21 protein-coding genes, 4 tRNA genes and 2 pseudogenes are annotated in these 20717 nt (G+C 59.1%); 18 read left to right on the top strand and 9 right to left on the bottom strand.

Features of this window, described 5'->3' with window-relative positions:
• Window positions 1–4: 4 nt before the first annotated feature.
• Together fkpB and ispH are read left to right on the top strand one after the other, a co-directional pair.
• Complete coding sequence (gene fkpB, locus FFS64_RS03750) at window positions 5–442, top strand: FKBP-type peptidyl-prolyl cis-trans isomerase (protein ID WP_170948729.1); 438 nt, start codon at window positions 5–7, stop codon at window positions 440–442.
• Window positions 443–572: 130 nt separating this feature from the next.
• Window positions 573–1520, top strand: coding sequence for a 4-hydroxy-3-methylbut-2-enyl diphosphate reductase (ispH, locus tag FFS64_RS03745; protein WP_095196614.1), 948 nt, complete (start codon window positions 573–575; stop codon window positions 1518–1520).
• Here ispH and FFS64_RS03740 read toward each other — a convergent pair.
• A complete protein-coding gene (locus FFS64_RS03740) occupies window positions 1497–2045 on the bottom strand; it encodes a GspH/FimT family pseudopilin (RefSeq protein WP_095196613.1) in 549 nt (182 codons plus the stop codon). The genes ispH and FFS64_RS03740 overlap by 24 nt on opposite strands.
• A gap of 130 nt (window positions 2046–2175) precedes the next feature.
• Between FFS64_RS03740 and FFS64_RS03735 the strand changes: the two genes are divergently transcribed.
• From FFS64_RS03735 to thiO, 7 genes and pseudogenes are all read left to right on the top strand, one after another.
• Window positions 2176–2649, top strand: a complete 474-nt coding sequence (locus tag FFS64_RS03735; RefSeq protein ID WP_137804288.1) for a GspH/FimT family pseudopilin — start codon at window positions 2176–2178, stop codon at window positions 2647–2649.
• Window positions 2646–3095 carry a type IV pilus modification protein PilV gene (pilV, locus tag FFS64_RS03730; protein ID WP_137804287.1) on the top strand — a complete coding sequence of 150 codons (450 nt, stop codon included), beginning with the start codon at window positions 2646–2648 and terminating at the stop codon, window positions 3093–3095. Before FFS64_RS03735 ends, pilV begins: the two co-directional genes overlap by 4 nt.
• Window positions 3092–3817, top strand: a complete 726-nt coding sequence (locus FFS64_RS03725; RefSeq protein WP_137804286.1) for a PilW family protein — start codon at window positions 3092–3094, stop codon at window positions 3815–3817. Before pilV ends, FFS64_RS03725 begins: the two co-directional genes overlap by 4 nt.
• Before the next feature lie 10 nt (window positions 3818–3827).
• Window positions 3828–4301 (top strand): PilX N-terminal domain-containing pilus assembly protein, encoded by a 474-nt coding sequence (locus tag FFS64_RS03720; RefSeq protein ID WP_137804285.1) that lies wholly within the window; start codon window positions 3828–3830, stop codon window positions 4299–4301.
• A 217-nt stretch (window positions 4302–4518) separates the two neighbouring features.
• Window positions 4519–4701, top strand: a pseudogene (locus tag FFS64_RS32155) (hypothetical protein); the annotation flags it as partial.
• Window positions 4702–4715: 14 nt separating this feature from the next.
• Entirely contained in the window at window positions 4716–5117 is a 402-nt protein-coding gene (locus FFS64_RS03710) for a type IV pilin protein (RefSeq protein ID WP_137804283.1), read from the top strand.
• A 57-nt stretch (window positions 5118–5174) separates the two neighbouring features.
• The gene (thiO, locus tag FFS64_RS03705; RefSeq protein WP_137804282.1) at window positions 5175–6275 is read left to right on the top strand and encodes a glycine oxidase ThiO; all 1101 of its coding nucleotides are present in this window, start codon (window positions 5175–5177) and stop codon (window positions 6273–6275) included.
• Between the two features lie 101 nt (window positions 6276–6376).
• On the opposite strand, the gene FFS64_RS03700 is transcribed toward thiO, so the two are convergent.
• The 4 genes from FFS64_RS03700 to FFS64_RS03685 all read right to left on the bottom strand — a co-directional run bounded on the left by FFS64_RS03700 (window position 6377) and on the right by FFS64_RS03685 (window position 10678).
• Complete coding sequence (locus FFS64_RS03700; RefSeq protein WP_137804281.1) at window positions 6377–7708, bottom strand: sigma-54 dependent transcriptional regulator; 1332 nt, start codon at window positions 7706–7708, stop codon at window positions 6377–6379.
• A gap of 2 nt (window positions 7709–7710) precedes the next feature.
• Entirely contained in the window at window positions 7711–9297 is a 1587-nt protein-coding gene (locus tag FFS64_RS03695) for a PAS domain-containing sensor histidine kinase (protein WP_137804280.1), read from the bottom strand.
• Window positions 9287–9520 carry a PP0621 family protein gene (locus FFS64_RS03690; protein ID WP_137804279.1) on the bottom strand — a complete coding sequence of 78 codons (234 nt, stop codon included), beginning with the start codon at window positions 9518–9520 and terminating at the stop codon, window positions 9287–9289. Before FFS64_RS03690 ends, FFS64_RS03695 begins: the two co-directional genes overlap by 11 nt.
• A 135-nt stretch (window positions 9521–9655) precedes the next feature.
• Window positions 9656–10678, bottom strand: a complete 1023-nt coding sequence (locus tag FFS64_RS03685) for an outer membrane protein assembly factor BamD (protein WP_137804278.1) — start codon at window positions 10676–10678, stop codon at window positions 9656–9658.
• 151 nt (window positions 10679–10829) lie between these two features.
• Here FFS64_RS03685 and rluD point away from each other — a divergent pair, with 151 nt between their 5' ends.
• From rluD to FFS64_RS32145, 9 genes and pseudogenes are all read left to right on the top strand, one after another.
• Window positions 10830–11792, top strand: a complete 963-nt coding sequence (rluD, locus tag FFS64_RS03680) for a 23S rRNA pseudouridine(1911/1915/1917) synthase RluD (protein ID WP_137804277.1) — start codon at window positions 10830–10832, stop codon at window positions 11790–11792.
• Complete coding sequence (gene pgeF, locus FFS64_RS03675; protein WP_137804276.1) at window positions 11789–12514, top strand: peptidoglycan editing factor PgeF; 726 nt, start codon at window positions 11789–11791, stop codon at window positions 12512–12514. The genes rluD and pgeF overlap by 4 nt, the downstream gene beginning before the upstream one ends.
• Before the next feature lie 130 nt (window positions 12515–12644).
• Window positions 12645–15209 carry an ATP-dependent chaperone ClpB gene (gene clpB, locus FFS64_RS03670; RefSeq protein ID WP_137804275.1) on the top strand — a complete coding sequence of 855 codons (2565 nt, stop codon included), beginning with the start codon at window positions 12645–12647 and terminating at the stop codon, window positions 15207–15209.
• A 300-nt stretch (window positions 15210–15509) separates the two neighbouring features.
• Window positions 15510–15585 (top strand) — tRNA-Asn (locus tag FFS64_RS03665).
• Window positions 15586–15594: 9 nt separating this feature from the next.
• Window positions 15595–15671, top strand: a tRNA-Pro gene (locus FFS64_RS03660).
• A 5-nt stretch (window positions 15672–15676) separates the two neighbouring features.
• Window positions 15677–15752 (top strand) — tRNA-Lys (locus FFS64_RS03655).
• A 95-nt stretch (window positions 15753–15847) separates the two neighbouring features.
• Window positions 15848–15924 (top strand) — tRNA-Pro (locus tag FFS64_RS03650).
• Window positions 15925–16069: 145 nt separating this feature from the next.
• Window positions 16070–16840: pseudogene (locus tag FFS64_RS32150) on the top strand (MCP four helix bundle domain-containing protein); the annotation flags it as partial.
• The gene (locus FFS64_RS32145) at window positions 16832–17695 is read left to right on the top strand and encodes a methyl-accepting chemotaxis protein (RefSeq protein WP_372242165.1); all 864 of its coding nucleotides are present in this window, start codon (window positions 16832–16834) and stop codon (window positions 17693–17695) included. The pseudogene FFS64_RS32150 and the gene FFS64_RS32145, both read left to right, overlap by 9 nt.
• Window positions 17696–17766: 71 nt before the next feature.
• Here the strand turns inward: FFS64_RS32145 and FFS64_RS03640 are convergent, their stop codons facing one another.
• Genes FFS64_RS03640 through FFS64_RS03625 form a run of 4 tightly spaced genes read right to left on the bottom strand, consistent with a single transcriptional unit; the run spans window position 17767 to window position 20501 of the window.
• On the bottom strand, window positions 17767–19065 hold the full coding sequence (locus FFS64_RS03640; RefSeq protein WP_137804273.1) for an NAD(P)/FAD-dependent oxidoreductase: 1299 nt from the start codon (window positions 19063–19065) through the stop codon (window positions 17767–17769).
• Between the two features lie 60 nt (window positions 19066–19125).
• Window positions 19126–19299, bottom strand: coding sequence for a DUF3094 domain-containing protein (locus tag FFS64_RS03635; RefSeq protein WP_128605912.1), 174 nt, complete (start codon window positions 19297–19299; stop codon window positions 19126–19128).
• A gap of 51 nt (window positions 19300–19350) precedes the next feature.
• Window positions 19351–19878, bottom strand: coding sequence for an MOSC domain-containing protein (locus tag FFS64_RS03630; RefSeq protein WP_137804272.1), 528 nt, complete (start codon window positions 19876–19878; stop codon window positions 19351–19353).
• On the bottom strand, window positions 19875–20501 hold the full coding sequence (locus FFS64_RS03625; RefSeq protein WP_007970534.1) for a DUF1780 domain-containing protein: 627 nt from the start codon (window positions 20499–20501) through the stop codon (window positions 19875–19877). The genes FFS64_RS03630 and FFS64_RS03625 overlap by 4 nt, the downstream gene beginning before the upstream one ends.
• Window positions 20502–20717: the final 216 nt, after the last annotated feature.

Below are 20717 nucleotides of genomic sequence, written 5' to 3'. Positions count from 1 at the left end.
GGTATTGGCTGAGCAACGCATCGGCCAGAACACGGAAGTCACCTTGCATTTCGCATTGCGCCTGGAGAACGGCGACACGGTGGACAGCACCTTCGACAAGGCCCCGGCGACTTTCAAGGTCGGTGATGGCAACCTGTTGCCAGGTTTCGAGGCTGCACTGTTCGGTTTCAAGGCAGGCGACAAGCGTACTTTGAGCATCGAGCCGGAAAACGCTTTCGGCCAGCCCAACCCGCAAAACGTGCAGATCATCCCGCGTTCGCAGTTCCAGAATATGGACCTGTCCCCGGGTTTGCTGGTGATCTTCAACGATGCGGCCAATACTGAATTGCCGGGCGTGGTGAAAGAATTCGATGATGCGCAAGTGACCATCGACTTCAACCACCCGCTGGCCGGCAAGACGCTGACCTTTGACGTGGAAATCATCTCCGTCAAAGCGCTTTAACTGCTTTTCTGTAGGAGCGAGTTCGCTCGCGATGATCGTTAACGAATACGCGTTTTTTCTGGATTAACGCGTTGTCCTTTAGTTTTTCGCGAGCAAGCTCGCTCCTACAGGGCAAGACACGAGGCACAGCATGCAAATCAAACTCGCTAACCCCCGTGGCTTCTGCGCCGGTGTGGACCGGGCGATCGAAATCGTCAACCGCGCCCTGGAAGTCTTCGGACCGCCGATCTATGTGCGCCATGAAGTGGTCCACAACAAATTCGTCGTCGAAGACCTGCGCAATCGTGGCGCGATCTTCGTCGAAGAGCTGGATCAGGTGCCGGACGACGTGATCGTGATCTTCAGTGCCCACGGTGTGTCCCAGGCTGTACGCACGGAAGCCGCTGGCCGTGGCCTGAAAGTGTTCGATGCCACATGCCCGCTGGTGACCAAGGTGCACATCGAAGTTGCGCGCTACAGCCGCGACGGTCGTGAATGCATCCTCATTGGCCACGCCGGTCACCCGGAAGTCGAAGGCACCATGGGCCAATACGATGCCAGCAACGGCGGGGCGATCTACCTGGTCGAAGACGAGAAAGACGTCGCCGAACTGCAAGTGAACAATCCCGAAAAACTGGCGTTCGTGACCCAGACCACCCTATCCATGGACGATACCAGCCGCGTTATCGACGCCCTGCGTACCCGTTTCCCGGCCATTGGCGGTCCGCGCAAGGACGATATCTGCTACGCCACGCAAAACCGTCAGGACGCAGTCAAGCAACTGGCTGACGAATGCGATGTGGTGCTGGTGGTCGGTAGCCCTAACAGCTCCAACTCCAATCGTCTGCGTGAACTCGCCGAGCGCATGGCCACTCCAGCCTATCTGATCGACGGTGCCGAAGACCTGCAAAAGAGCTGGTTCGACGGTGTCGAGCGTATCGGCATCACCGCTGGCGCCTCCGCGCCGGAAGTCCTGGTGCGTGGCGTGATCCAGCAATTGCAGGCCTGGGGCGCCACCGGCGCCGACGAGCTGGCGGGTCGGGAAGAGAACATCACGTTCTCCATGCCTAAAGAACTACGTGTTCGCTCCCTGCTCTGAGTCTTCTCCACCCACGCATAACGCCTGTTCAGTCTTTTTGCTGCGCAGGCTGACGAGACCGGTGCGGGCCAGTACCACCTGGTATTGGCTCAACGGCTCGCGGGCTGAGCAAATGTGCAATGTCCCCGCTTGAAAAGCCCCGCTTGGCAATAGCGGCTCACCCAGACCACTGAATCTTACAAAACTCCTGACCGGTCGATTACCCACAACAGGCACACGGGCACTGCCTTGGCGTTCCATAAGCAGCGGATTGCTGCTGTCCTCATGTCCCTTGCCGCTCACATCCAGAATCATCCGCCAGCCTTGAGCCCAGTCATTGTTGATGCTGTGGATGACGATGGTCTGATTGCGTGTGATGGCTTCGGTTCTGGCCGTGCGTATGCCACTGAAAAGCGACCTCGCCGCCTCCTCCCGATAATTCGACTCCGTTACGGCTGCAAACGCCGGACTGACCAAATGCAGAACAATCCCGACAATCGTCAGTCCCATGAGCAGTTCGATCAGGCTGAAACCGTGCTGACGCATGGCAAATCCCTCCCTGGAGTGTGGTGCCCCGTGCGATCCGTGCACGAGTGATGGCAATCCAACCGCGCCGCGGCGGTCGAACGTACTAGCGTGTAAAAGCAGGTATAGCCGACGGCAACGGAGGGCACCGATGGAGCATCGTACAAAAGGTTTCACGCTGATCGAGTTGCTGGTTGCCATTGCGATCTTTCTGGTCCTGATCACCTTGGCTGTCCCGGCGTTCACCCGATCCACGCAAATTTCCAGGGCCGACACCGAGATCGGTGATCTGCAACGTGGCCTGAATTTCGCCCGCCTGGAGGCGATAAACCACGGTGTGACCACGCGACTGCGCCCCACCGCGGGCGGCAGTTTATGGACCGGCGAGTTGTCGGTGTATGACGGCACTGGCGTACCGGCCAATGTATTGCGTGTTATTCCAGCAATGAGCAGCGGCGCGACGCTGACGCTAACCTCAGGAGTGACCGCCATCGATTTCAATAATCTGGGCGGTTTGTCGTCACCGTCCACGACGGTGGTGATCAGTTATGTGCTGGGGACGCAAAGCAGGACGCTGAACGTGTGTTTGAACGGACGAATTCTATTAGGTGGAAGTTGCGGATGAGGCACTGGAGTAAACGTGCACAGGAAGGCATGACGCTGATTGAAGTCTTGGTTGCGTTGCTGATTCTTGGCGTGGGGCTGCTGGGGGCGGCGGCGTTGCAACTGAATGCGCTGAAGTACACCGACAGTGCGCGCATGACCAGCCAGGCCAGTTTTATCGCTTACGACATGATGGACCGCATTCGTGCCAACGCTGCCGCCGATTACACCGTTACGCCGCCGACCTCGGGCAACCTGAGTGTCGCCCGGGACCAGGACCTTTACGACTTCACCCGCAATATCGTCAGTTTCGGTGGCCCTACGGCTACCGGCAGCATCGCCCTCAATCAGCGCGTGTACACCATCACCATCACTTGGGACGACTCCCGGGCCGCCAACAGCGCCAATTCCCGCCGCAGCTTCGTACTCACCAGTCGCGCGACCGTTGATCCGGTGGCGACGCCATGAACCGCCTCCAAAGAGGGTTCGGCCTGATCGAGCTACTGATCGCCCTGGCCTTGAGCTTGATCGTGGTGCTGGGCGTGGTGCAGGTTTTCATTGCCGCAAAAAACACCTACGTCAGCCAGAACGCTGCTGCCGCCATGCAGGAAGATGCACGCTTTGTACTGAGCAAAATGATTCAGGAAATCCGCATGGTCGGCATGTTTGGCTGCCTGGGGACGATCACCGACGCCAGCTTGGGGGGGCGTTTCGCTGCCAGTCAGAAAACGCCAATCAGTTGGGATAACGCCAATCAAAAACTGACCCTGGTGACGGCGGATGTCGGCAGTAACGGTGCAACGCCGACCTGGACGGTGGTTTCCGATTGCCGACATACGGCGACGGCGTATTCCGACTTGCGCGCGCCGGCTTCGGGGCAACTGGCATTTCCGATCCGGCGGTTGATCTACAACTTTAAGAACGGTCAGTTGACGATGGGCACCGGCATTGGTACCGGCACGGCTACGCCAACTCAATACGTGTTGGTCGATAACGTCAGTGCCTTCAACGTGAGCTTCGGCCTCGCCAGCTCGGCCACCGATACGGCCGCCTCCAGTTACAGTAGCAATCCCTCGGACCCGGCGCGCATCCGCAGCGTGCGGCTAAGCCTGACACTCGCCGATCCGAACAACCGGGTGAGCAATCAAACCTTCAACGTGGTTGCCGCGCTGCGCAACCGCTTGCCGTGAGGGCGGAACAATGAGTATTTCTCCGGCAACGTCCGAACGCGGCATGGCGCTGCTGCTCAGCCTGGTGTTTTTGTTGCTGCTGACGCTGATCGGTATTTCCTCAATGCAGAACGCCACCCTGCAGGAAAAAATGGCCGGCAGCGTGAGCTTGCGCAATCAGTCATTCCAGGCTGCCGAAGCGGCGTTGCGCGTTGGCGAAAGCGCGGTGCAACTCGATAGCTACTTGTTGGCCGAGTGCAATGGCACGCGCCAATGCGAGCCCCCGGCCGAGTCATCCACGGTCAAGGCCGCCGGGTTCAATGCCACCTCGGGGGTCACGTGGATCGCTTCCGGAACCGGTTTTTATGGTGTGCAAAACATTGGTACCGCTCTGACGGCGGTGAACGTGCCGGTCAACACCTCGGCGACGTTGTACCGGGTCACCGCCGTCGGCATCGCGGGCAACTCGCGTAGTGTGGTGGAGAGCATTTATGCGAAGTACTGAACGATCAACGACGCTGTCAGTCGGTGCTGTTTTAGCGTTGTGCCTGTCGGCATCGGTTTATGCCTATACGCCATCGGACTGGCCAGGCCAGAATCCGGACATGACTATCGCCTCGTCGAACCTGGACCGGGACAGTTGCTTGACCCGTGGCAACTGGTACGGCTTCTATCGCAGTGATTCGGGTTTGAAGCCCATTTGCCTGAAACTGCCCGTGGAGTTCAGCGCTAAGATGCTCGATTCCAATGGCGACGGAGTGATCGATAACCCTGACGTGCTGACCAGCGGAGTGATTTTTACCGGCGACGATCCGACCCTGAGCGATTCCAGTGGCGGTATCAGCGAAGGGGTGGAAAAATCCGGCGGCGGCAGCCGTCGTATCATGTGGCGACAAATACAGTAAGCGAGAGTTGAGGCATGCACAGATCCAACCGCGGTTTTACCCTGATCGAAATCATGATCGTGATTGCGATCATCGGGATTGTCCTGACCATCGCCATGCCAAGCTTTACGGAATATCAGAACAAAGGGCGTCGTACCGAAGTGGCCGGTCTGCTGTCCGAACAGGCGCAGATCCTTGAGCGTTTCTATTCACAGAAAAACGTCTACAGCGGTGTCGCCGGCCTCAGTGCGGGCAATGACTACTACACCATCACGCCGACACTGACCGACCAGACCTTCCTGCTGACGGCGGTGCGCAAGGCGGGTACCAGCATGGCCGCTGACAAGTGCGGTGATTTCACCATCACCAATACGGGCGAGCGGAGCATGGTCAATGCCACGGCCGGCCTGACCACCAAGGATTGCTGGGGTCGCTGAGTTTTACTTTTCGGGCGTCTTTTGTGCCCTCTGTCTATTTATCGGTTGGATCAGAATATGACCAGGCAACAGCAAGTGGTGATTGTCGGCGGCGGGGTAATCGGTCTGCTGACGGCATTCAATCTCGCGTCCGAAGTGCAGAGCGTTGTGCTGCTGGACCGCTCGAACGTCGGTCAGGAGTCTTCCTGGGCCGGTGGCGGCATCGTATCGCCGCTCTACCCGTGGCGTTACAACCCCGCGGTCACCGCGTTGGCCCACTGGTCCCAGGACTTTTATCCACAACTGGGCGAGCGTCTGTTCGCGGCCACCGGGGTCGATCCCGAGGTGCACACCACCGGCTTGTATTGGCTGGATCTGGACGATGAAGCCGAGGCGTTGGCCTGGGCTGCGCGGGAGAATCGCCCGCTGCGGGCTGTGGATATCTCGGCGGCGCACGACGCGGTGCCGGTCTTGGGTGGCGGTTTTTCCAGGGCGATCTACATGGCAGACGTGGCCAATGTGCGCAATCCACGGTTGGTGAAATCCCTCAAGGCTGCGCTGCTGGCACTGCCGAACGTGACGATTCATGAGCAGTGCGAAGTCAGCGGGTTTATTCGTGAAGATGAAAAAATTGTTGGCGTGCAGACTTCCACAGGTGTGATCCGCGGTGATCAAGTGGTCCTGACTGCTGGCGCCTGGAGCGGTGATTTGCTCAAGAGCCTGGGCCTTGAGCTGCCGGTCGAACCGGTGAAAGGGCAGATGATTCTTTATAAATGCGCGGCGGATTTTCTGCCGAGCATGGTGTTGGCCAAGGGGCGTTATGCGATCCCCCGGCGCGACGGGCACATTCTGATTGGCAGTACGCTGGAGCATGAAGGCTACGACAAGACGCCAACCGAATCGGCGCTGGAAAGCCTCAAGGCTTCGGCGGTGGAATTGATTCCGGCACTGGCGGATGCCGAAGTGGTGGGGCATTGGGCTGGTCTAAGGCCGGGCTCGCCGGAAGGCATTCCCTACATTGGCCGGGTGCCGGGATTTGAGGGGCTGTGGCTCAACTGTGGGCATTTCCGCAACGGGCTGGTGCTGGCGCCGGCGTCGTGTCAGTTGTTTGCCGATGTGATGCTGGGCAGGGCGCCGATCATTGATCCGGCACCGTATGCGCCGATCGGGCGGATCTGATTCGAGGTTTTTGGCGTCTGTCAGATTGCCTTCGCAAGCAGACTCGCTCCCACAGGGGCTGTGATTTACCTGTGGGAGCGAGCCTGCTCGCGAAGAGGCCCTCAATCCAACCCTAATTTTTTCAGCCTGTAACGCATCGACCTGAACGACAAATTCAACCGCTGAGCCGCCGCCGTACGATTCCAGCGGGTTTCCTCAAGGGCCTGGAGAATCAGCTGGCGTTCGACGCTCTCCAGATAAGCTTCCAGATTGTCGATCTGCGTGAGATCCGGCACACCGCCTTCTGCGGCACAGTTACCCTCTGCCAGGCGCAGGTCGCCGGCTTCGATCTGTTTGTTTTCGCACAGCGTGTGTGCCCGTTCGAGCATGTTCTCCAGTTCCCGCACATTGCCCGGAAAGCGGTAGCTTTTCAGCGCATCGAGGGCTTGCGGGTGAAGTGTTGCCACGGGTTGACCGGTGTCGGCGGCCAGGCGCTTGAGCACATGACTGGCCAGCGGCTCGATATCGTCACGGCGTTCGCGCAAGGGTGGAACCCGCAGCTCGATCACGTTCAACCGGTAGTACAAATCCTGGCGAAAGCGCTCGGCGCCGACTTCGGCCGCGAGGTCTTTATGGGTGGCGCAAAGTATGCGCACATCAACCACCACTTCCTGTTGCCCGCCCACACAGCGTACGGCTTTTTCCTGAATGGCCCGCAGCAGTTTGACCTGCATCGGCAGCGGCAGATCAGCCACTTCGTCGAGGAACAGGGTGCCGCCATGGGCCGCCTGGAACAGTCCGGGTTTGTCTTCGATGGCGCCGCTGAAGCTGCCTTTGCGATGACCGAAAAACTCGCTTTCCATCAGTTCAGAGGGGATGGCACCGCAATTGACCGGAACAAAGGGCTGGTTGGCGCGTGGCCCGCGATCATGAATGAGGCGTGCGACCAGCTCCTTGCCACTGCCGGACTCGCCGCTGATGTACACCGGCGCCTGGCTGCGCGCCAGTTTGTCGATCTGTTTGCGCAGGTTGCGCATGGGCAATGAATCGCCCAGCAAGCGGCGGTCGATGGCAATGCTCGGGGCGGGCAGCAACAGGGCGCTGCTGACCAGTTCCCGCAGGCGGGTGAGGTCCACCGGTTTGCTCAGGAAGTCGAAGGCGCCGGCCTTGAGGGCGTTGATCGCTGTATCGACATTGCCATAGGCAGTGATCATGGCCACTGGAACTTGCGGGTGACGTTGCTGGATGTGCTGTAGCAGTTCAAGACCTGTACCGTCCGGCAGGCGCATGTCGGTCAGGCACAGATCGAATGTCTCGCGCTTGAGCAGTGCCTGTGCCTCGCCAGCGTTGCGGGCACTCCAGGTATCGAGTTTCATCCGTCCCAGGGTGATTTCCAGGAGTTCGCGGATGTCCGGTTCGTCGTCGACGATCAGGACTTTTTTCCGTGGGCTCATGTTCAACTTTGTTTCTGTCCGTGAGCAAAGGTGATGCGGAAGCAGCCGCCTTGGCGTGGTTTAAAGTCCAGGCGGGCCTGATTGCTTTCGCACAGCTCACGGGACAGGTAAAGCCCCAGGCCAGTGCCTTGGTGGCTGGTGGTGAAGAAAGGCTCGAACAGTTGCGCTTGATGGTCAGGGACCACGCCGGGGCCGTCGTCGAGGATTTCGAGGATGGGCAGCTGGCTGTCGGGATCGACGAACAACTCAAGCCAGACCTGTGCCTGATCGTGGTGCTGGGCGCTGTGGCGCCAGGCGTTGCGAATGAGATTGTCGAGAATCTGGTTCAACTGGTTCGGGTCCATCAACGTCTTGAAGTCGCCGCTAGCGATGTGCAGGTGAATCTGCTGGCGCTCGGTCGCGCCCTCGCGAATTTCGGTGACGAACTGTTGCAACCACGGCTTCAGGTCCAACCGTTGCGGTTCGGTTTGCTGGCGGCGGGACAGTTGCAGGACGTTTTCGATTACCCGATTCATGCGCTGAGAGTGGTCTTGAATGATCTGCGTCAGACGTTGATCCGCGCTGTTCAGTTCCTCGGATTCGCGCAATAGCTGCGCGGCATGACTGATGGCTCCCAAAGGGTTACGGATTTCATGGGCGATACCGGCAGTCAGGCGTCCGAGAGCGGCGAGTTTCAGTTGTTGGGCCTGTTGGGCGATCTGGGCGAGGTCCTCAAGAAAAACCAGGGTCTGGTGCTGTGGGCTTGAGTCCAGTGCAATGAAGCTCGGTTGCAGCTCCACGCCGCTATTGGCGACTTTCAGGCTTTGTGGGCGCAACGTCGGATTGCTGAGCCAGAGCTGAAGGCGTTCGACGAGGGCGGGGACCTGGTCGTCGATCAGACGGCCCTCAAGCCGGTCGCAGCCGAGCAGTGACAGGGCGCTGTGATTGGCCAATTGCACGCGCCGCTGCTCGTCGAGCACCAGGATGCCGGTGCGCATGCGTTGCAGAATCAGCGCATTGAGTGCTTCCAGGCCGACGACTTCGCTGACCTTCTGTTCCACCAGGGTTTCGCTGACTTCCAGGCGTCGGATCAGGCCTTGCACCAGCCATGCTGCGGCAAAGCAAAGGGCGCCGAGGGTTCCGACCTGCAAGTAATCATTGGGTTTGGGAGGATGGCTGAAGCTCAGTAGAAAGCTGGAACCGACGATGCCGATTGCGCCAACGGCGGCAATCAGCAGGCCGATGCGCCTTCGCAAGAGCGTATTACTGATGGCGACGGAGACGATCAGCAGGTTGCCAATGGCGCTGGCCACACCGCCGCCTGCGTAGAACAGGGCGCACAGCAGCAAGACGTCGAAAAGCACCAGGCCGAACAGTTGCGCCGGCTGGCGAGTGTTCTCGAAAAAGACTACCAGAAGAATATTCAGCACCAGGTACAACCAGCTGCCACTGCGCAGCAGATCGTTATTGGCTGACGTCAACAACTGGTCGTCCAGATTGCTGGAGATCAGCAGCACCAGGATGATGCCGACGCTTAATCGGTAGAGGTGATAAAGGCGCAGCCGTCGCTGGGCCTGTTTGCCGCCGTGACTGGATGTCTCAGCGATCACTGGAACCGGGGCCTTGCTCCAGATGGGCCTGGCTGCAATACCATTGTTGTTGAAGACTCAGTGCGCGATCCCGCGGCAGGTGCACGCCGCAATGGGCGCAGCGGACCATCGGTGCCGCTTCCAGTTCGGCAGACGACTTGGGCACGGCAGCCTGGCCCTTGTACTTGCGCCAAAACCATACGGCGGCGGCAATCACGGCAATCCAGAACAGTAAACGAAGCATGATGAGCGGCTTTTTGGCTGATGAGTCGCCAGTTTAGCCGGGGACATGGCAGGCGCACAGCGTAAATGCGTTCTATAAAAACGGCGCAATAAAAAAGGGAGACTCGAAGTCTCCCTTTCTGTACCGCCGGTCCTATCAGTCGAACATGCCGAAGGTCATGTAGCTGAACCACGAACGGTCTTCGTTGTTACCTTCCGCTTCGTGATTCTCTTCTTCGATCACGTCACCGTCCGCATCTTTAGGCTTGAGCTCGTTCGGAATCGCGTCCTTGGCATCCTGGAACTGCTTCTGCACGTCCTGGTTGGCGCGGGTTTCTCCCGGTGGCAGCGGCGGACGGGATTCGATCAGGCCCAGGGTGGCCTTGCTCAGCCACGAACGGTTGTCGGCTTCGGCGACCGACGGTACGAACTGACCGTCCACCAGGCTTGGGTGGTTCGGGTAGTTGAGCTTCAGGGTTTCAAGGCTGGTGGCAGCCAGGTCGTCCAGGTGCAGGCGCTGGTAGGCCTCGGTCATCACCGCCAGGCCGTCGCCGACCGAAGGGGTTTCCTGGAAGTTTTCCACCACGTAACGGCCACGGTTCGCCGCAGCGACATAGGCCTGACGGGTCAGGTAGTAATCGGCAACGTGAATTTCGTAGGCCGCCAGCAGGTTGCGCAGGTAGATCATGCGCTGCTTGGCGTCCGGCGAGTAGCGGCTATTGGGGAAGCGGCTGGTCAGCTGGGCGAATTCGTTGTAGGAGTCGCGAGCGGCGCCCGGGTCACGCTTGGTCATGTCCAGTGGCAGGAAACGCGACAGCAGGCCGACGTCCTGGTCGAAAGAAGTCAGGCCCTTGAGGTAGTAGGCGTAATCGACGTTCGGGTGCTGTGGATGCAGACGAATGAAGCGCTCAGCCGCAGCTTTCGCCGCTTCTGGCTCGGCATTCTTGTAGTTGGCGTAGATGAGTTCGAGTTGTGCCTGATCGGCATAACGACCGAATGGATAACGCGATTCCAGAGCCTTCAGCTTGGCGGTGGCGCTGGTGTAGCTGTTGTTGTCCAGATCAGCCTGAGCCTGTTGGTACAACTCGACTTCGCTCAGGTTTTCGTCTACGACTTCCTTCGATGAGCAAGCAGCGGTCAATGCGAGGATGGCGATCAGCAGCAGGTGTTTCACTTGCATGGCGGCTTGCGTCCCTATGACGGCCGCTGTCTTGGGCGTGGCCGTCCTGTTATGATGAGCGCCCCGTTGAAAAGCCTCGGGGCAAAAGACGCCGTATTTAACCACAAGCGCGCAGCCGAAACCAAAGGCTGTGCCGACGCCTAGTCTGAGCATGTCCGATAAAATTGAACTTCGCGCAGAGGTGCCGTCCGAATTGGGCGGCCAACGCCTCGATCAAGTCGCCGCACAACTATTCGCTGAGCACTCGCGCTCGCGCCTTTCCGCCTGGATCAAAGACGGCCGCCTGACTGTGGATGGGGCGGTTATCCGCCCGCGAGACATCGTTCACGGTGGCGCCATTCTTGAACTCACTGCCGAGCAGGAAGCTCAGGGCGAATGGGTCGCTCAAGACATTGCCCTGGACATCGTCTATGAAGACGACGACATCCTGGTGATCAACAAGCCTGCGGGCCTGGTGGTGCATCCCGCCGCCGGTCACGCTGATGGCACCTTGCTCAATGCCTTGCTGCATCACGTGCCGGGCATCATCAATGTGCCCCGCGCCGGTATCGTGCATCGCTTGGACAAGGACACCACCGGTCTGATGGTGGTGGCCAAGACCATTCAGGCGCAGACGCAGCTGGTGACACAGTTGCAGAGCCGCAGCGTCAGTCGTATCTATGAATGCATCGTGATTGGTGTGGTGACAGCCGGCGGCAAGATCAACGCGCCGATCGGTCGTCACGGCCAGCAGCGCCAGCGCATGGCCGTGATGGAGGGTGGCAAGCAAGCCGTCAGTCATTACCGCGTACTCGAGCGTTTCCGCTCCCACACCCACGTACGGGTGAAGCTGGAAACCGGTCGTACGCACCAGATTCGCGTGCACATGGCGCATATCAACTTCCCGCTGGTCGGAGATCCTGCCTACGGCGGTCGCTTCCGTATCCCGCCGGCAGCCAACCCGACCATGGTCGAGTCGTTGAAAAACTTCCCGCGTCAGGCGCTGCATGCGCGGTTCCTGGAGCTAGATCACCCGACCACTGGTAAACGCATGAGCTGGGAGTCGCCGTTGCCGGAAGATTTCGTCTGGTTGCTGACCCTGCTCAAGCAAGATCGCGAGGCGTTCGTCGGATGAGTGACTGGCTGATTCCTGACTGGCCCGTGCCGGCCGGGGTCAAAGCCTGTGTCACCACCCGTGCGGGCGGCGTCAGCCTGGCGCCGTTCGACAGCCTCAACCTCGGCGATCACGTCGACGACAGCCCTGAGGCTGTCGCCGAAAATCGCCGTCGTCTGACCGATCACTTCTCTATTCAACCAGCCTGGCTGCAGCAGGTCCACGGCATCGTCGTGGCTCATGCGGACCCGAGTCAGGTGGTCACCGCCGATGCCAGTTGGACGGCAACGCCGGGAATCGCCTGCGCGGCAATGACCGCCGATTGCCTGCCTGCACTGTTTTGTGACCGTGCAGGCACGCGCGTGGCTGCGGCTCATGCCGGCTGGCGCGGTTTGGCGGCGGGTGTGCTGGAAGCGACACTGGACAGTCTGGCCGTAGCACCTGCCGAGGTTCTGGTCTGGCTCGGTCCGGCCATTGGTCCGCAAGCGTTTGAAGTCGGCCCGGAAGTACGTGAAACATTCATCGAGCAATTGCCTGAAGCCGCCAAAGCCTTCGTGCCCAGTCAAAACGCCGGCAAGTTCATGGCTGACATCTATATGCTTGCGCGTTTGCGTCTGGCGGCTCGCGGTGTAACGGCTGTCTATGGCGGCGGTTTCTGCACCGTGACCGATCCTCGCTTCTTCTCCTACCGCCGCAGGCCTCGCACTGGTCGGTTTGCCTCCCTAATCTGGCTTGAACGCTAGACTTGCCTGACCTGCATCAACGTCACGACGCTTGAATCTCCCAGAATCGACCGCATCTACTGTGGTATCTGGCAGGTTTCTTCATTCAGGATGTTTTATAGGTCCGGCCTGCTCAAAAGGAAGGTGACCCATGCGTATAGACCGTTTAACCAGCAAGTTGCAGTTAGCCTTGTCCGATGCCCAATCCCTGGCCGTCGGTCTTGACCATCCCGCCATCGAGCCGGCGCATTTGATGCAAGCCCTGCTTGAGCAACAGGGTGGTTCGATCAAACCCCTGCTGATGCAGGTGGGCTTCGACGTCAACAGCCTGCGTAAAGAGCTGGCCAAAGAGCTCGACCAGCTGCCGAAAATCCAGAATCCGACCGGCGACGTCAACATGTCGCAGGATCTGGCGCGCCTGCTCAATCAGGCCGATCGCCTGGCCCAGCAGAAGGGCGACCAGTTCATTTCCAGCGAGCTGGTGTTGCTCGCCGCCATGGACGAGAACAGCAAGCTCGGCAAATTGTTGCTGGGCCAGGGCGTCAGCAAGAAAGCCCTGGAAAACGCGATCAACAACCTGCGTGGTGGCGAGGCGGTCAACGACCCGAACCACGAAGAGGCGCGCCAGGCGCTGGATAAATATACCGTCGACCTGACCAAGCGCGCCGAAGACGGCAAGCTTGATCCAGTGATCGGCCGTGACGACGAAATTCGCCGGACCATCCAGGTCCTGCAGCGCCGCACGAAGAACAACCCGGTGCTGATCGGAGAGCCTGGCGTTGGTAAAACTGCCATCGCCGAAGGCCTGGCCCAGCGCATTATCAACGGTGAAGTGCCGGACGGCCTGAAAGGAAAGCGACTGCTGTCCCTGGACATGGGGGCGTTGATTGCCGGTGCCAAGTATCGCGGTGAGTTCGAAGAGCGGCTAAAAGCGCTGCTCAATGAACTGTCGAAGCAGGAAGGGCAGATCATTCTGTTCATCGACGAACTGCACACCATGGTCGGCGCCGGCAAGGGCGAAGGCTCGATGGATGCGGGCAACATGCTCAAGCCAGCCCTGGCGCGCGGTGAGTTGCATTGCGTCGGCGCGACCACGCTCAATGAGTACCGCCAATATATAGAGAAGGATGCAGCCCTTGAGCGGCGCTTCCAGAAAGTATTGGTGGACGAGCCGAGCGAAGAAGACACCATCGCCATCCTGCGAGGTTTGAAAGAACGCTACGAGGTCCACCACAAGGTGGCGATCACCGACGGCGCGATCATTGCGGCGGCCAAACTCAGCCATCGCTACATCACTGACCGTCAGTTGCCGGACAAGGCCATCGACCTGATCGACGAGGCCGCCAGCCGCATCCGCATGGAGATCGACTCCAAGCCGGAAGTGCTGGACCGTCTGGAGCGCCGCTTGATTCAGCTGAAGGTGGAGTCCCAGGCGCTGAAGAAAGAAAGCGACGAAGCGGCGAAGAAGCGTCTGGAAAAACTCCAGGAAGAAATTCAGCGCCACGAACGCGAGTATTCGGATCTCGAAGAAATCTGGAACTCGGAAAAGGCCGAGGTGCAGGGTTCGGCGCAGATCCAGCAGAAAATCGAACAGTCCCGTCAGGAACTGGAAAGCGCTCGCCGCAAAGGCGACCTGAATCGCATGGCCGAGTTGCAGTACGGGGTGATCCCGGACCTGGAGCGCAGCCTGCAAATGGTCGACCAGCATGGCAAGAGTGAAAACCAGTTACTGCGCAGCAAGGTGACTGAAGAAGAGATCGCCGAAGTCGTATCGAAGTGGACCGGTATTCCGGTGTCGAAAATGCTCGAAGGCGAGCGCGACAAACTGATGAAGATGGAAAGCCTGTTACACCAGCGTGTGATTGGCCAGGATGAAGCAGTGGTCGCGGTTTCCAACGCCGTGCGGCGTTCTCGCGCCGGGTTGTCCGACCCCAATCGCCCAAGTGGATCGTTCATGTTCCTCGGCCCGACCGGTGTCGGTAAAACCGAACTGTGCAAGGCGCTGGCGGAATTCCTCTTCGATACCGAAGAAGCGATGGTGCGCATCGATATGTCCGAGTTCATGGAGAAACATTCCGTGGCTCGCTTGATTGGCGCACCACCGGGCTATGTCGGCTATGAAGAGGGCGGTTATCTGACCGAGGCCGTGCGTCGCAAGCCCTATTCGGTGATCCTGCTGGACGAGGTCGAGAAAGCTCACCCGGATGTGTTCAACATCTTGCTGCAAGTGCTGGAAGATGGCCGACTGACCGACAGTCATGGCCGCACGGTGGATTTCAAGAACACCGTGATTGTCATGACCTCCAACCTGGGCTCGGTGCAGATCCAGGAACTGGTCGGTGATCGTGAGGCTCAGCGTGCGGCGGTGATGGATGCGATTTCCTCGCACTTCCGACCTGAGTTCATCAACCGGGTCGATGAGGTGGTGATCTTCGAGCCATTGGCGCGGGATCAGATCGCCGGCATTACCGAGATCCAGTTGAGTCGCCTGCGCAGTCGCCTCACCGAGCGGGAGCTGAAGCTGGAGTTGAGCCCCGAGGCCATGGACAAGCTGATCGCGGTCGGTTACGACCCGGTATATGGCGCACGACCGCTCAAACGAGCGATCCAGCGCTGGATCGAAAACCCGCTGGCACAGCTGATTCTCTCCGGCCGATTCATGCCGGGAGACACGGCCAAAGGCATGGTGGAAAACGACGAGATCGTTTTCAACTGAGCCAGAACGGCAGCACAAAAAAGGAGGCCTCGCATTGCGAGGCCTTTTTTTCGCCAGGCTGTTGAACTTAAAGGAAAAGGCTTGTAAAGTGCGCCCCGCAGTAAGTCACCCGGTAGGGTTTCTGCTCCCCAAGCAGGAATCTGAAATAAGTTGCAAATCATTAACTTGAAAGCAATTTAGGGGGTTGACAGAGGTGCTTAAGATTGTAGAATAGCGCGCCTCAGACACACGAACGCAGCGATGCGAACGGGTCGAAGAGAACGCAGTAAAGCTTCACCGTTGTAAATTGAAATATGTAGTTCCGTGATAGCTCAGTCGGTAGAGCAAATGACTGTTAATCATTGGGTCCCAGGTTCGAGTCCTGGTCACGGAGCCAATTTCAAACCGGGGTATAGCGCAGTCCGGTAGCGCGCCTGCTTTGGGAGCAGGATGTCAGGAGTTCGAATCCCCTTACCCCGACCATATTTGGGTCGTTAGCTCAGTTGGTAGAGCAGTTGGCTTTTAACCAATTGGTCGTAGGTTCGAATCCCACACGACCCACCATTTTTGAAACCAGTTAACGCTGGGATCGAATCTTAAGATCAGACGCCAAAAGCTCTGTTCGCAGAAGGCGCCTTTCGAAGGTGCCTTTTTTTTACCGGGGTATAGCGCAGTCCGGTAGCGCGCCTGCTTTGGGAGCAGGATGTCAGGAGTTCGAATCCCCTTACCCCGACCATACTAAAAATCCTCGTATCGAAAGATACGGGGATTTTTTTTGCCTGCGAAAAAGCACAACCCTTCAAGTCATCGTACAACTTGCCGATAACGAGCTGTCGGGGCATGGCCCTTCACTCAAGCCAATAAAAACAAAGGCGCTCGTTATGTTTCTTCGTCAGCTGAATATTGCCCCCCGTGCCGCGCTGGGTTTTGCCTTGATCGCGGTACTCGTGGCGCTGCTCGGGGTCTTTGCCCTAGGGCAAATGTCGAGCATTCGCGAGAGTGAGGTGGCGGTGGAGAAGCAATGGCTGCCAAGCATTCGCGGCGGTGACGAAATTCGCGAAATCATGCTGCGCATTCGCACCATTTCCCTTCGTATGGCCCTGGATCAGGATCCGAAGAATATCGTGCAATACCGTAGCCAGATGGACACCCGGGACAAGGAGCTGAGCGAAAAAATCGCCGCTTACGACAAACTGGTGACCACGGCTGAAGGCAAGGCGTTGTACGACCAATTCAAAAATACCTTCACGGCCTACCGCACCGGTATTGCCCAATCGTTCACTTTGGCTGAGCAGGGGCGTCGCGACGAACTGACCAAGCTGTTGCTGGTGGATATGAAAACCGTGGTCGATGGGTCTGGCAAGCAACTCAGTGACCTGGCGCAACTGTTTACTCAGCAAGTCGCGGCCGAGAGCGAGAAATCCAAAGCGCATTACGAAACGTCGCGCACGATAGTCAGCCTGTTTATCGCCCTCGCAGCCTTGGCGACGGTTGCCCTGGCCATGCTATTGACCCGCAGCATCGTGCGTCCGCTCAGTGAAGCGGTGATTGCCGCAGAGCACGTGGCTCAGGGCGACCTGACGCGCCCGATCGAAACCCATGGCAATGACGAAGTCAGCCGCTTGCTCAAGGCATTGGCGGCCATGCAGCGCAACCTGCGGGAAACCCTGCAGGGCATCAGCGGTTCCGCCACGCAATTGGCTAAGGCAGCTGATGAGTTGAACGCCGTCACCCTCGATAGCAACCAGAGCCTGCAACAACAGAACAATGAAATTGAGCAGGCGGCCACCGCGGTCAATGAAATGACCAGTGCCGTGGAAGAGGTTGCGCGCAACGCCGTATCCACCTCCGACGCCACCCGCCAGTCCAGCGAGTCGGCCCATCTGGGGCAGGAGCGGGTCAGCGAAACGGCCAGTGCCATCAGTTCACTGGCCCATGACGTGCAAAGTACCGGGGAGTTGGTGCGATCGCTGGCCAATCAATCCCAGGATATCGGTAAGGTGCTGGATGTGATTCGCGCCATCGCCGAGCAAACCAACCTGCTGGCGCTCAACGCGGCCATCGAAGCGGCACGAGCCGGGGAGAGCGGTCGGGGTTTCGCGGTGGTGGCTGACGAGGTGCGTGCCTTGGCTTATCGCACACAGCAATCGACCCAGGAAATCGAGCAAATGGTGCAAGGCATGCGCAACGGTTCGAGCCAGGCCCTCGATGCCATGAACTCCAGCGCATCCCGTGCTGCCAACACGTTGGTCCTGGCCGAGCGCGCAGGCGAGGCCCTGCAAACTATCACGGCTTCCGTGCATGAGATTCACGAGAGAAATCTGGTGATCGCTAGCGCGGCCGAAGAGCAGGCGCAAGTGGCGCGGGAGGTCGACCGTAACCTGGTGAACATTCGCGACCTGTCTGTACGGTCTGCCACCGGGGCCGATCAGACCAGTGCATCGAGCCATGAGCTGTCGCAACTGGCCAATGCATTGCAGGGGATGGTGCGGCGGTTTCGGGTGTAATTCCGACGCGATTTGTGAGTTGAAGGAGAGCAAATGTGGGAGCGAGCAAGCCCGCTCCCACATGGACCGAGTCAGTGCAGTTTGAGTCTTGGTTCGGTGCCACGCCCGATCTTGCTGCCCAGCATTAGCATCGCCGTGCGGAACGGCCCGTACAGCGCCATCTGGTGCATACGGTACAGCGACACGTAAAACATCCGTGCCAGCCAACCTTCAAGCATCACGCTGCCCGTGAGGTTGCCCATCAAGTTACCCACAGCGGAAAAACGCGACAGCGAGATCAGCGAGCCGTAGTCGGTGTACTTGTACTCCGGCAATGCCTTGCCTTCGATCCGCAGCTTCAACGATTTGGCCAGCAACGACGCCTGTTGATGTGCCGCCTGGGCGCGTGGCGGCACATTGCGGTCGCTGCCCTGTTGCGGGCAGGCCGCGCAGTCACCGAAGGCGAAGATGTTCTCGTCGCGGGTGGTTTGCAGGGTCGGTAGCACTTGCAGCTGGTTGATGCGGTTGGTTTCCAGGCCATCGATGTCCTTGAGGAAGCCCGGTGCGCGAATCCCTGCCGCCCAGACTTTCAGGCTGGCGTTGATCACTTTGCCATCGGCGGTGATCAAGGCATCGGCCGTCACTTCGCTGACCGCCGCGTTGGTCATGACGTTGACCCCGAGCTTCTCCAGGGTTTTATGCACAGGTCCGCCGATTCGTTCCGGCAGTGCCGGCAGCACCCGTGGTCCGGCTTCGATCAGGGTGATGTGCATGTTTTCCGGTTTGATCCGGTCCAGGCCATAGGCTGCCAGTTCATGGGCGGCGTTGTGCAGTTCTGCGGCCAGCTCGACCCCGGTGGCACCGGCACCGACGATGGCCACGCTGATCTGCTCGACCTTGTCGGTTTGTCCGGCGTGGGCGCGCAGGTAGTGATTGAGCAATTGTTGATGGAAACGCTCAGCCTGTTTGCGGGTGTCGAGGAACAGGCAATGTTGCGCCGCGCCCTGGGTGCCGAAGTCGTTGGTGGTGCTGCCCACGGAAATCACCAGCGAGTCGTAAGGCACTTCCCGCGCCGGCACCAGTTCCAGGCCGGCTTCGTCATAGGTGGCGGCCAGCTGGATTTTTTTCTGTGCCCGATCAAGCCCGCTCATGCGCCCGAGCTGGAACTCGAAGTGGTTCCATTTCGCCTGGGCAACATAGTTGAGTTCGTCTTCGGAAGAGTTCAGGGACCCGGCCGCCACTTCGTGCAACAAAGGTTTCCAGATGTGGGTCAGGTTCGCGTCGACCAGCATCACACTGGCCGTGCCACGCTTGCCCAGAGTCTTACCCAGACGGGTAGCCAACTCCAGACCGCCGGCGCCGCCGCCAACGATGACAATACGATGAGTCATGGGGATATCTCGCAAGGCTAAAAGAAATCTGTGCAGCTACCCTCGCGAGCGCAACGCGGCTCATAGCGTCAGGTAACTGATAAATCGGCTCAACAGGCCCAAACCAATGGTCACTGCCAACACCAGCACCAGGAGCATCCACGGCCGGAAAGGCCGGCGCTCGACACGGTGCTGGGACAGTTGCAGGTACTCTTCGACATGCTTCTGGTCGTCGGGGTTCAGGCGGCTGGTCATAAAGGCCTCGTCAGGTAGACGTTGCTGAATGTTTAGAAGCTACAGACTGATTTAACGAACGATGAACGGAGCATAGCCGGTGTCCGGAACCGGCTCGACGCTTACCGTATCGTCCAGGCGAATGATGCCACTTTGTATCACCCGGGCGGTGATTCCACCATGTCCGCGCATTGCTTGAAACGTCCCAATGCCAAGGTTGTTTTCCAAGCGTGCGCACGGCTGGCACCAGCCGGTGGTTTCGAAAATCGCCTGGCCAATGCGAAAGCGCCGGCCCTTGAGGCTGAATAAATTGATCCCACTGATAACGAGATTGCGCCGCAAATCTTCAGGCTTGACCGGTTGATCGGCGGGGCGCCCCATCAGCGAACTGATCACCGCCAGATGTTCCGACTGAATCAGCGTCACCTGCCGTGCGTTGCGCACACCGGGCCGGGCGTGATCGCCGGTCAGGCCAGCCTCCAGCCGCGCTTCCACGGCATCGAGTTCGATCATTGACGAGCGTGATTGCGGGCGTACACCTATCCAGCGAACGCGGCCCTGTTGCGGCACTTCAGCAATCAGTTCCTGCAGTGGGCTCACAGGCTGATCCCGACATCGAACACGATGCTGCGCCCCAGGTTGCTGCGCAGAAAGTCCGGTGCATCCGGATGTGCGAACAGCACGCGGGCGAAGGTCGGACCCACCAGCGACAGCGAACGCCAACCCTGGCGCAAGTATTCGGTGGGCGGAGGGAAATGGCTGTTGAGGTCCAGCACTTCGCGCTTGAGGCTGGCGAAGGCGATGATGTCCAGTTCCCCCAGGTCCATGCCGCGTTCTTTGTAGTTATGCGCTTTTTTGCGCAGGGTCGGCGCCAGTCGCAACAAAAACTCGTTGGCCGGGATACGCCGGGGCTTGGCTTCGCGCCGTACCAATTGGCTGAGGGAAAACGCGCTGCGCCGGCGTTGCAATTCATCGCGCCATTCGTCGTTGAGGCGCCGACCTTCGTCGAGGACGAAGAACACCTCGAAACTGGCATCGCGAAACAACACGTCCGGCGGCTCTCCGGCCGGGGCGAACTCGTCGGCGCGATAAGGAATGTTCAAGCCTTGCAGCAGGCGCTGGCACACCCAACGCTCACGCTCCCATTTGCGGGCATTGGACAGGAAAGCGTTGGCTTGCTCGGCCGCGATGGTCAGCAGGCGTAAGTAATCTGAGTCATCCATAGGCCCAAGCTTAGCGTTCAAATGCGATCGCAAAGAAGACAGTTTATCGCGCAGGTGCAAATTCTTGTGCGACACGCACGCTGCATCCCTGCTCACAACACCTGATTTTGCCGTTGCACAAAACGGATAGCGATCTGCGCATTGCGGATATTGGCCTGCTCCCGGCGCCTCTACCATCGGCTGTACGGACGTAAGCCGTATTACCGGTGCTCTGAA

This window comes from Pseudomonas sp. G(2018) (assembly GCF_005502415.1).
GTDB lineage: Bacteria > Pseudomonadota > Gammaproteobacteria > Pseudomonadales > Pseudomonadaceae > Aquipseudomonas.
The sequence above is the reverse complement of the archived record's forward strand: the minus strand, read 5'-3'. Positions and strand labels throughout refer to the sequence as shown.

Bases quoted from the DNA above. Each gene is read 5' to 3' on its own strand.
- rluD (WP_137804277.1), top strand. From the start codon at position 10,830: ATGTCCGATAAAATTGAACTTCGCGCAGAGGTGCCGTCCGAATTGGGC.
- FFS64_RS03685 (WP_137804278.1), bottom strand. From the start codon at position 10,678: ATGCAAGTGAAACACCTGCTGCTGATCGCCATCCTCGCATTGACCGCT.
- FFS64_RS03635 (WP_128605912.1), bottom strand. From the start codon at position 19,299: ATGACCAGCCGCCTGAACCCCGACGACCAGAAGCATGTCGAAGAGTAC.
- ispH (WP_095196614.1), top strand. From the start codon at position 573: ATGCAAATCAAACTCGCTAACCCCCGTGGCTTCTGCGCCGGTGTGGAC.
- pgeF (WP_137804276.1), top strand. From the start codon at position 11,789: ATGAGTGACTGGCTGATTCCTGACTGGCCCGTGCCGGCCGGGGTCAAA.
- thiO (WP_137804282.1), top strand. From the start codon at position 5,175: ATGACCAGGCAACAGCAAGTGGTGATTGTCGGCGGCGGGGTAATCGGT.
- FFS64_RS03735 (WP_137804288.1), top strand. From the start codon at position 2,176: ATGGAGCATCGTACAAAAGGTTTCACGCTGATCGAGTTGCTGGTTGCC.
- pilV (WP_137804287.1), top strand. From the start codon at position 2,646: ATGAGGCACTGGAGTAAACGTGCACAGGAAGGCATGACGCTGATTGAA.
- FFS64_RS03725 (WP_137804286.1), top strand. From the start codon at position 3,092: ATGAACCGCCTCCAAAGAGGGTTCGGCCTGATCGAGCTACTGATCGCC.
- FFS64_RS32145 (WP_372242165.1), top strand. From the start codon at position 16,832: ATGCAGCGCAACCTGCGGGAAACCCTGCAGGGCATCAGCGGTTCCGCC.
- FFS64_RS03710 (WP_137804283.1), top strand. From the start codon at position 4,716: ATGCACAGATCCAACCGCGGTTTTACCCTGATCGAAATCATGATCGTG.
- FFS64_RS03625 (WP_007970534.1), bottom strand. From the start codon at position 20,501: ATGGATGACTCAGATTACTTACGCCTGCTGACCATCGCGGCCGAGCAA.
- clpB (WP_137804275.1), top strand. From the start codon at position 12,645: ATGCGTATAGACCGTTTAACCAGCAAGTTGCAGTTAGCCTTGTCCGAT.
- FFS64_RS03640 (WP_137804273.1), bottom strand. From the start codon at position 19,065: ATGACTCATCGTATTGTCATCGTTGGCGGCGGCGCCGGCGGTCTGGAG.
- FFS64_RS03720 (WP_137804285.1), top strand. From the start codon at position 3,828: ATGAGTATTTCTCCGGCAACGTCCGAACGCGGCATGGCGCTGCTGCTC.
- FFS64_RS03700 (WP_137804281.1), bottom strand. From the start codon at position 7,708: ATGAGCCCACGGAAAAAAGTCCTGATCGTCGACGACGAACCGGACATC.
- FFS64_RS03690 (WP_137804279.1), bottom strand. From the start codon at position 9,520: ATGCTTCGTTTACTGTTCTGGATTGCCGTGATTGCCGCCGCCGTATGG.
- FFS64_RS03740 (WP_095196613.1), bottom strand. From the start codon at position 2,045: ATGCGTCAGCACGGTTTCAGCCTGATCGAACTGCTCATGGGACTGACG.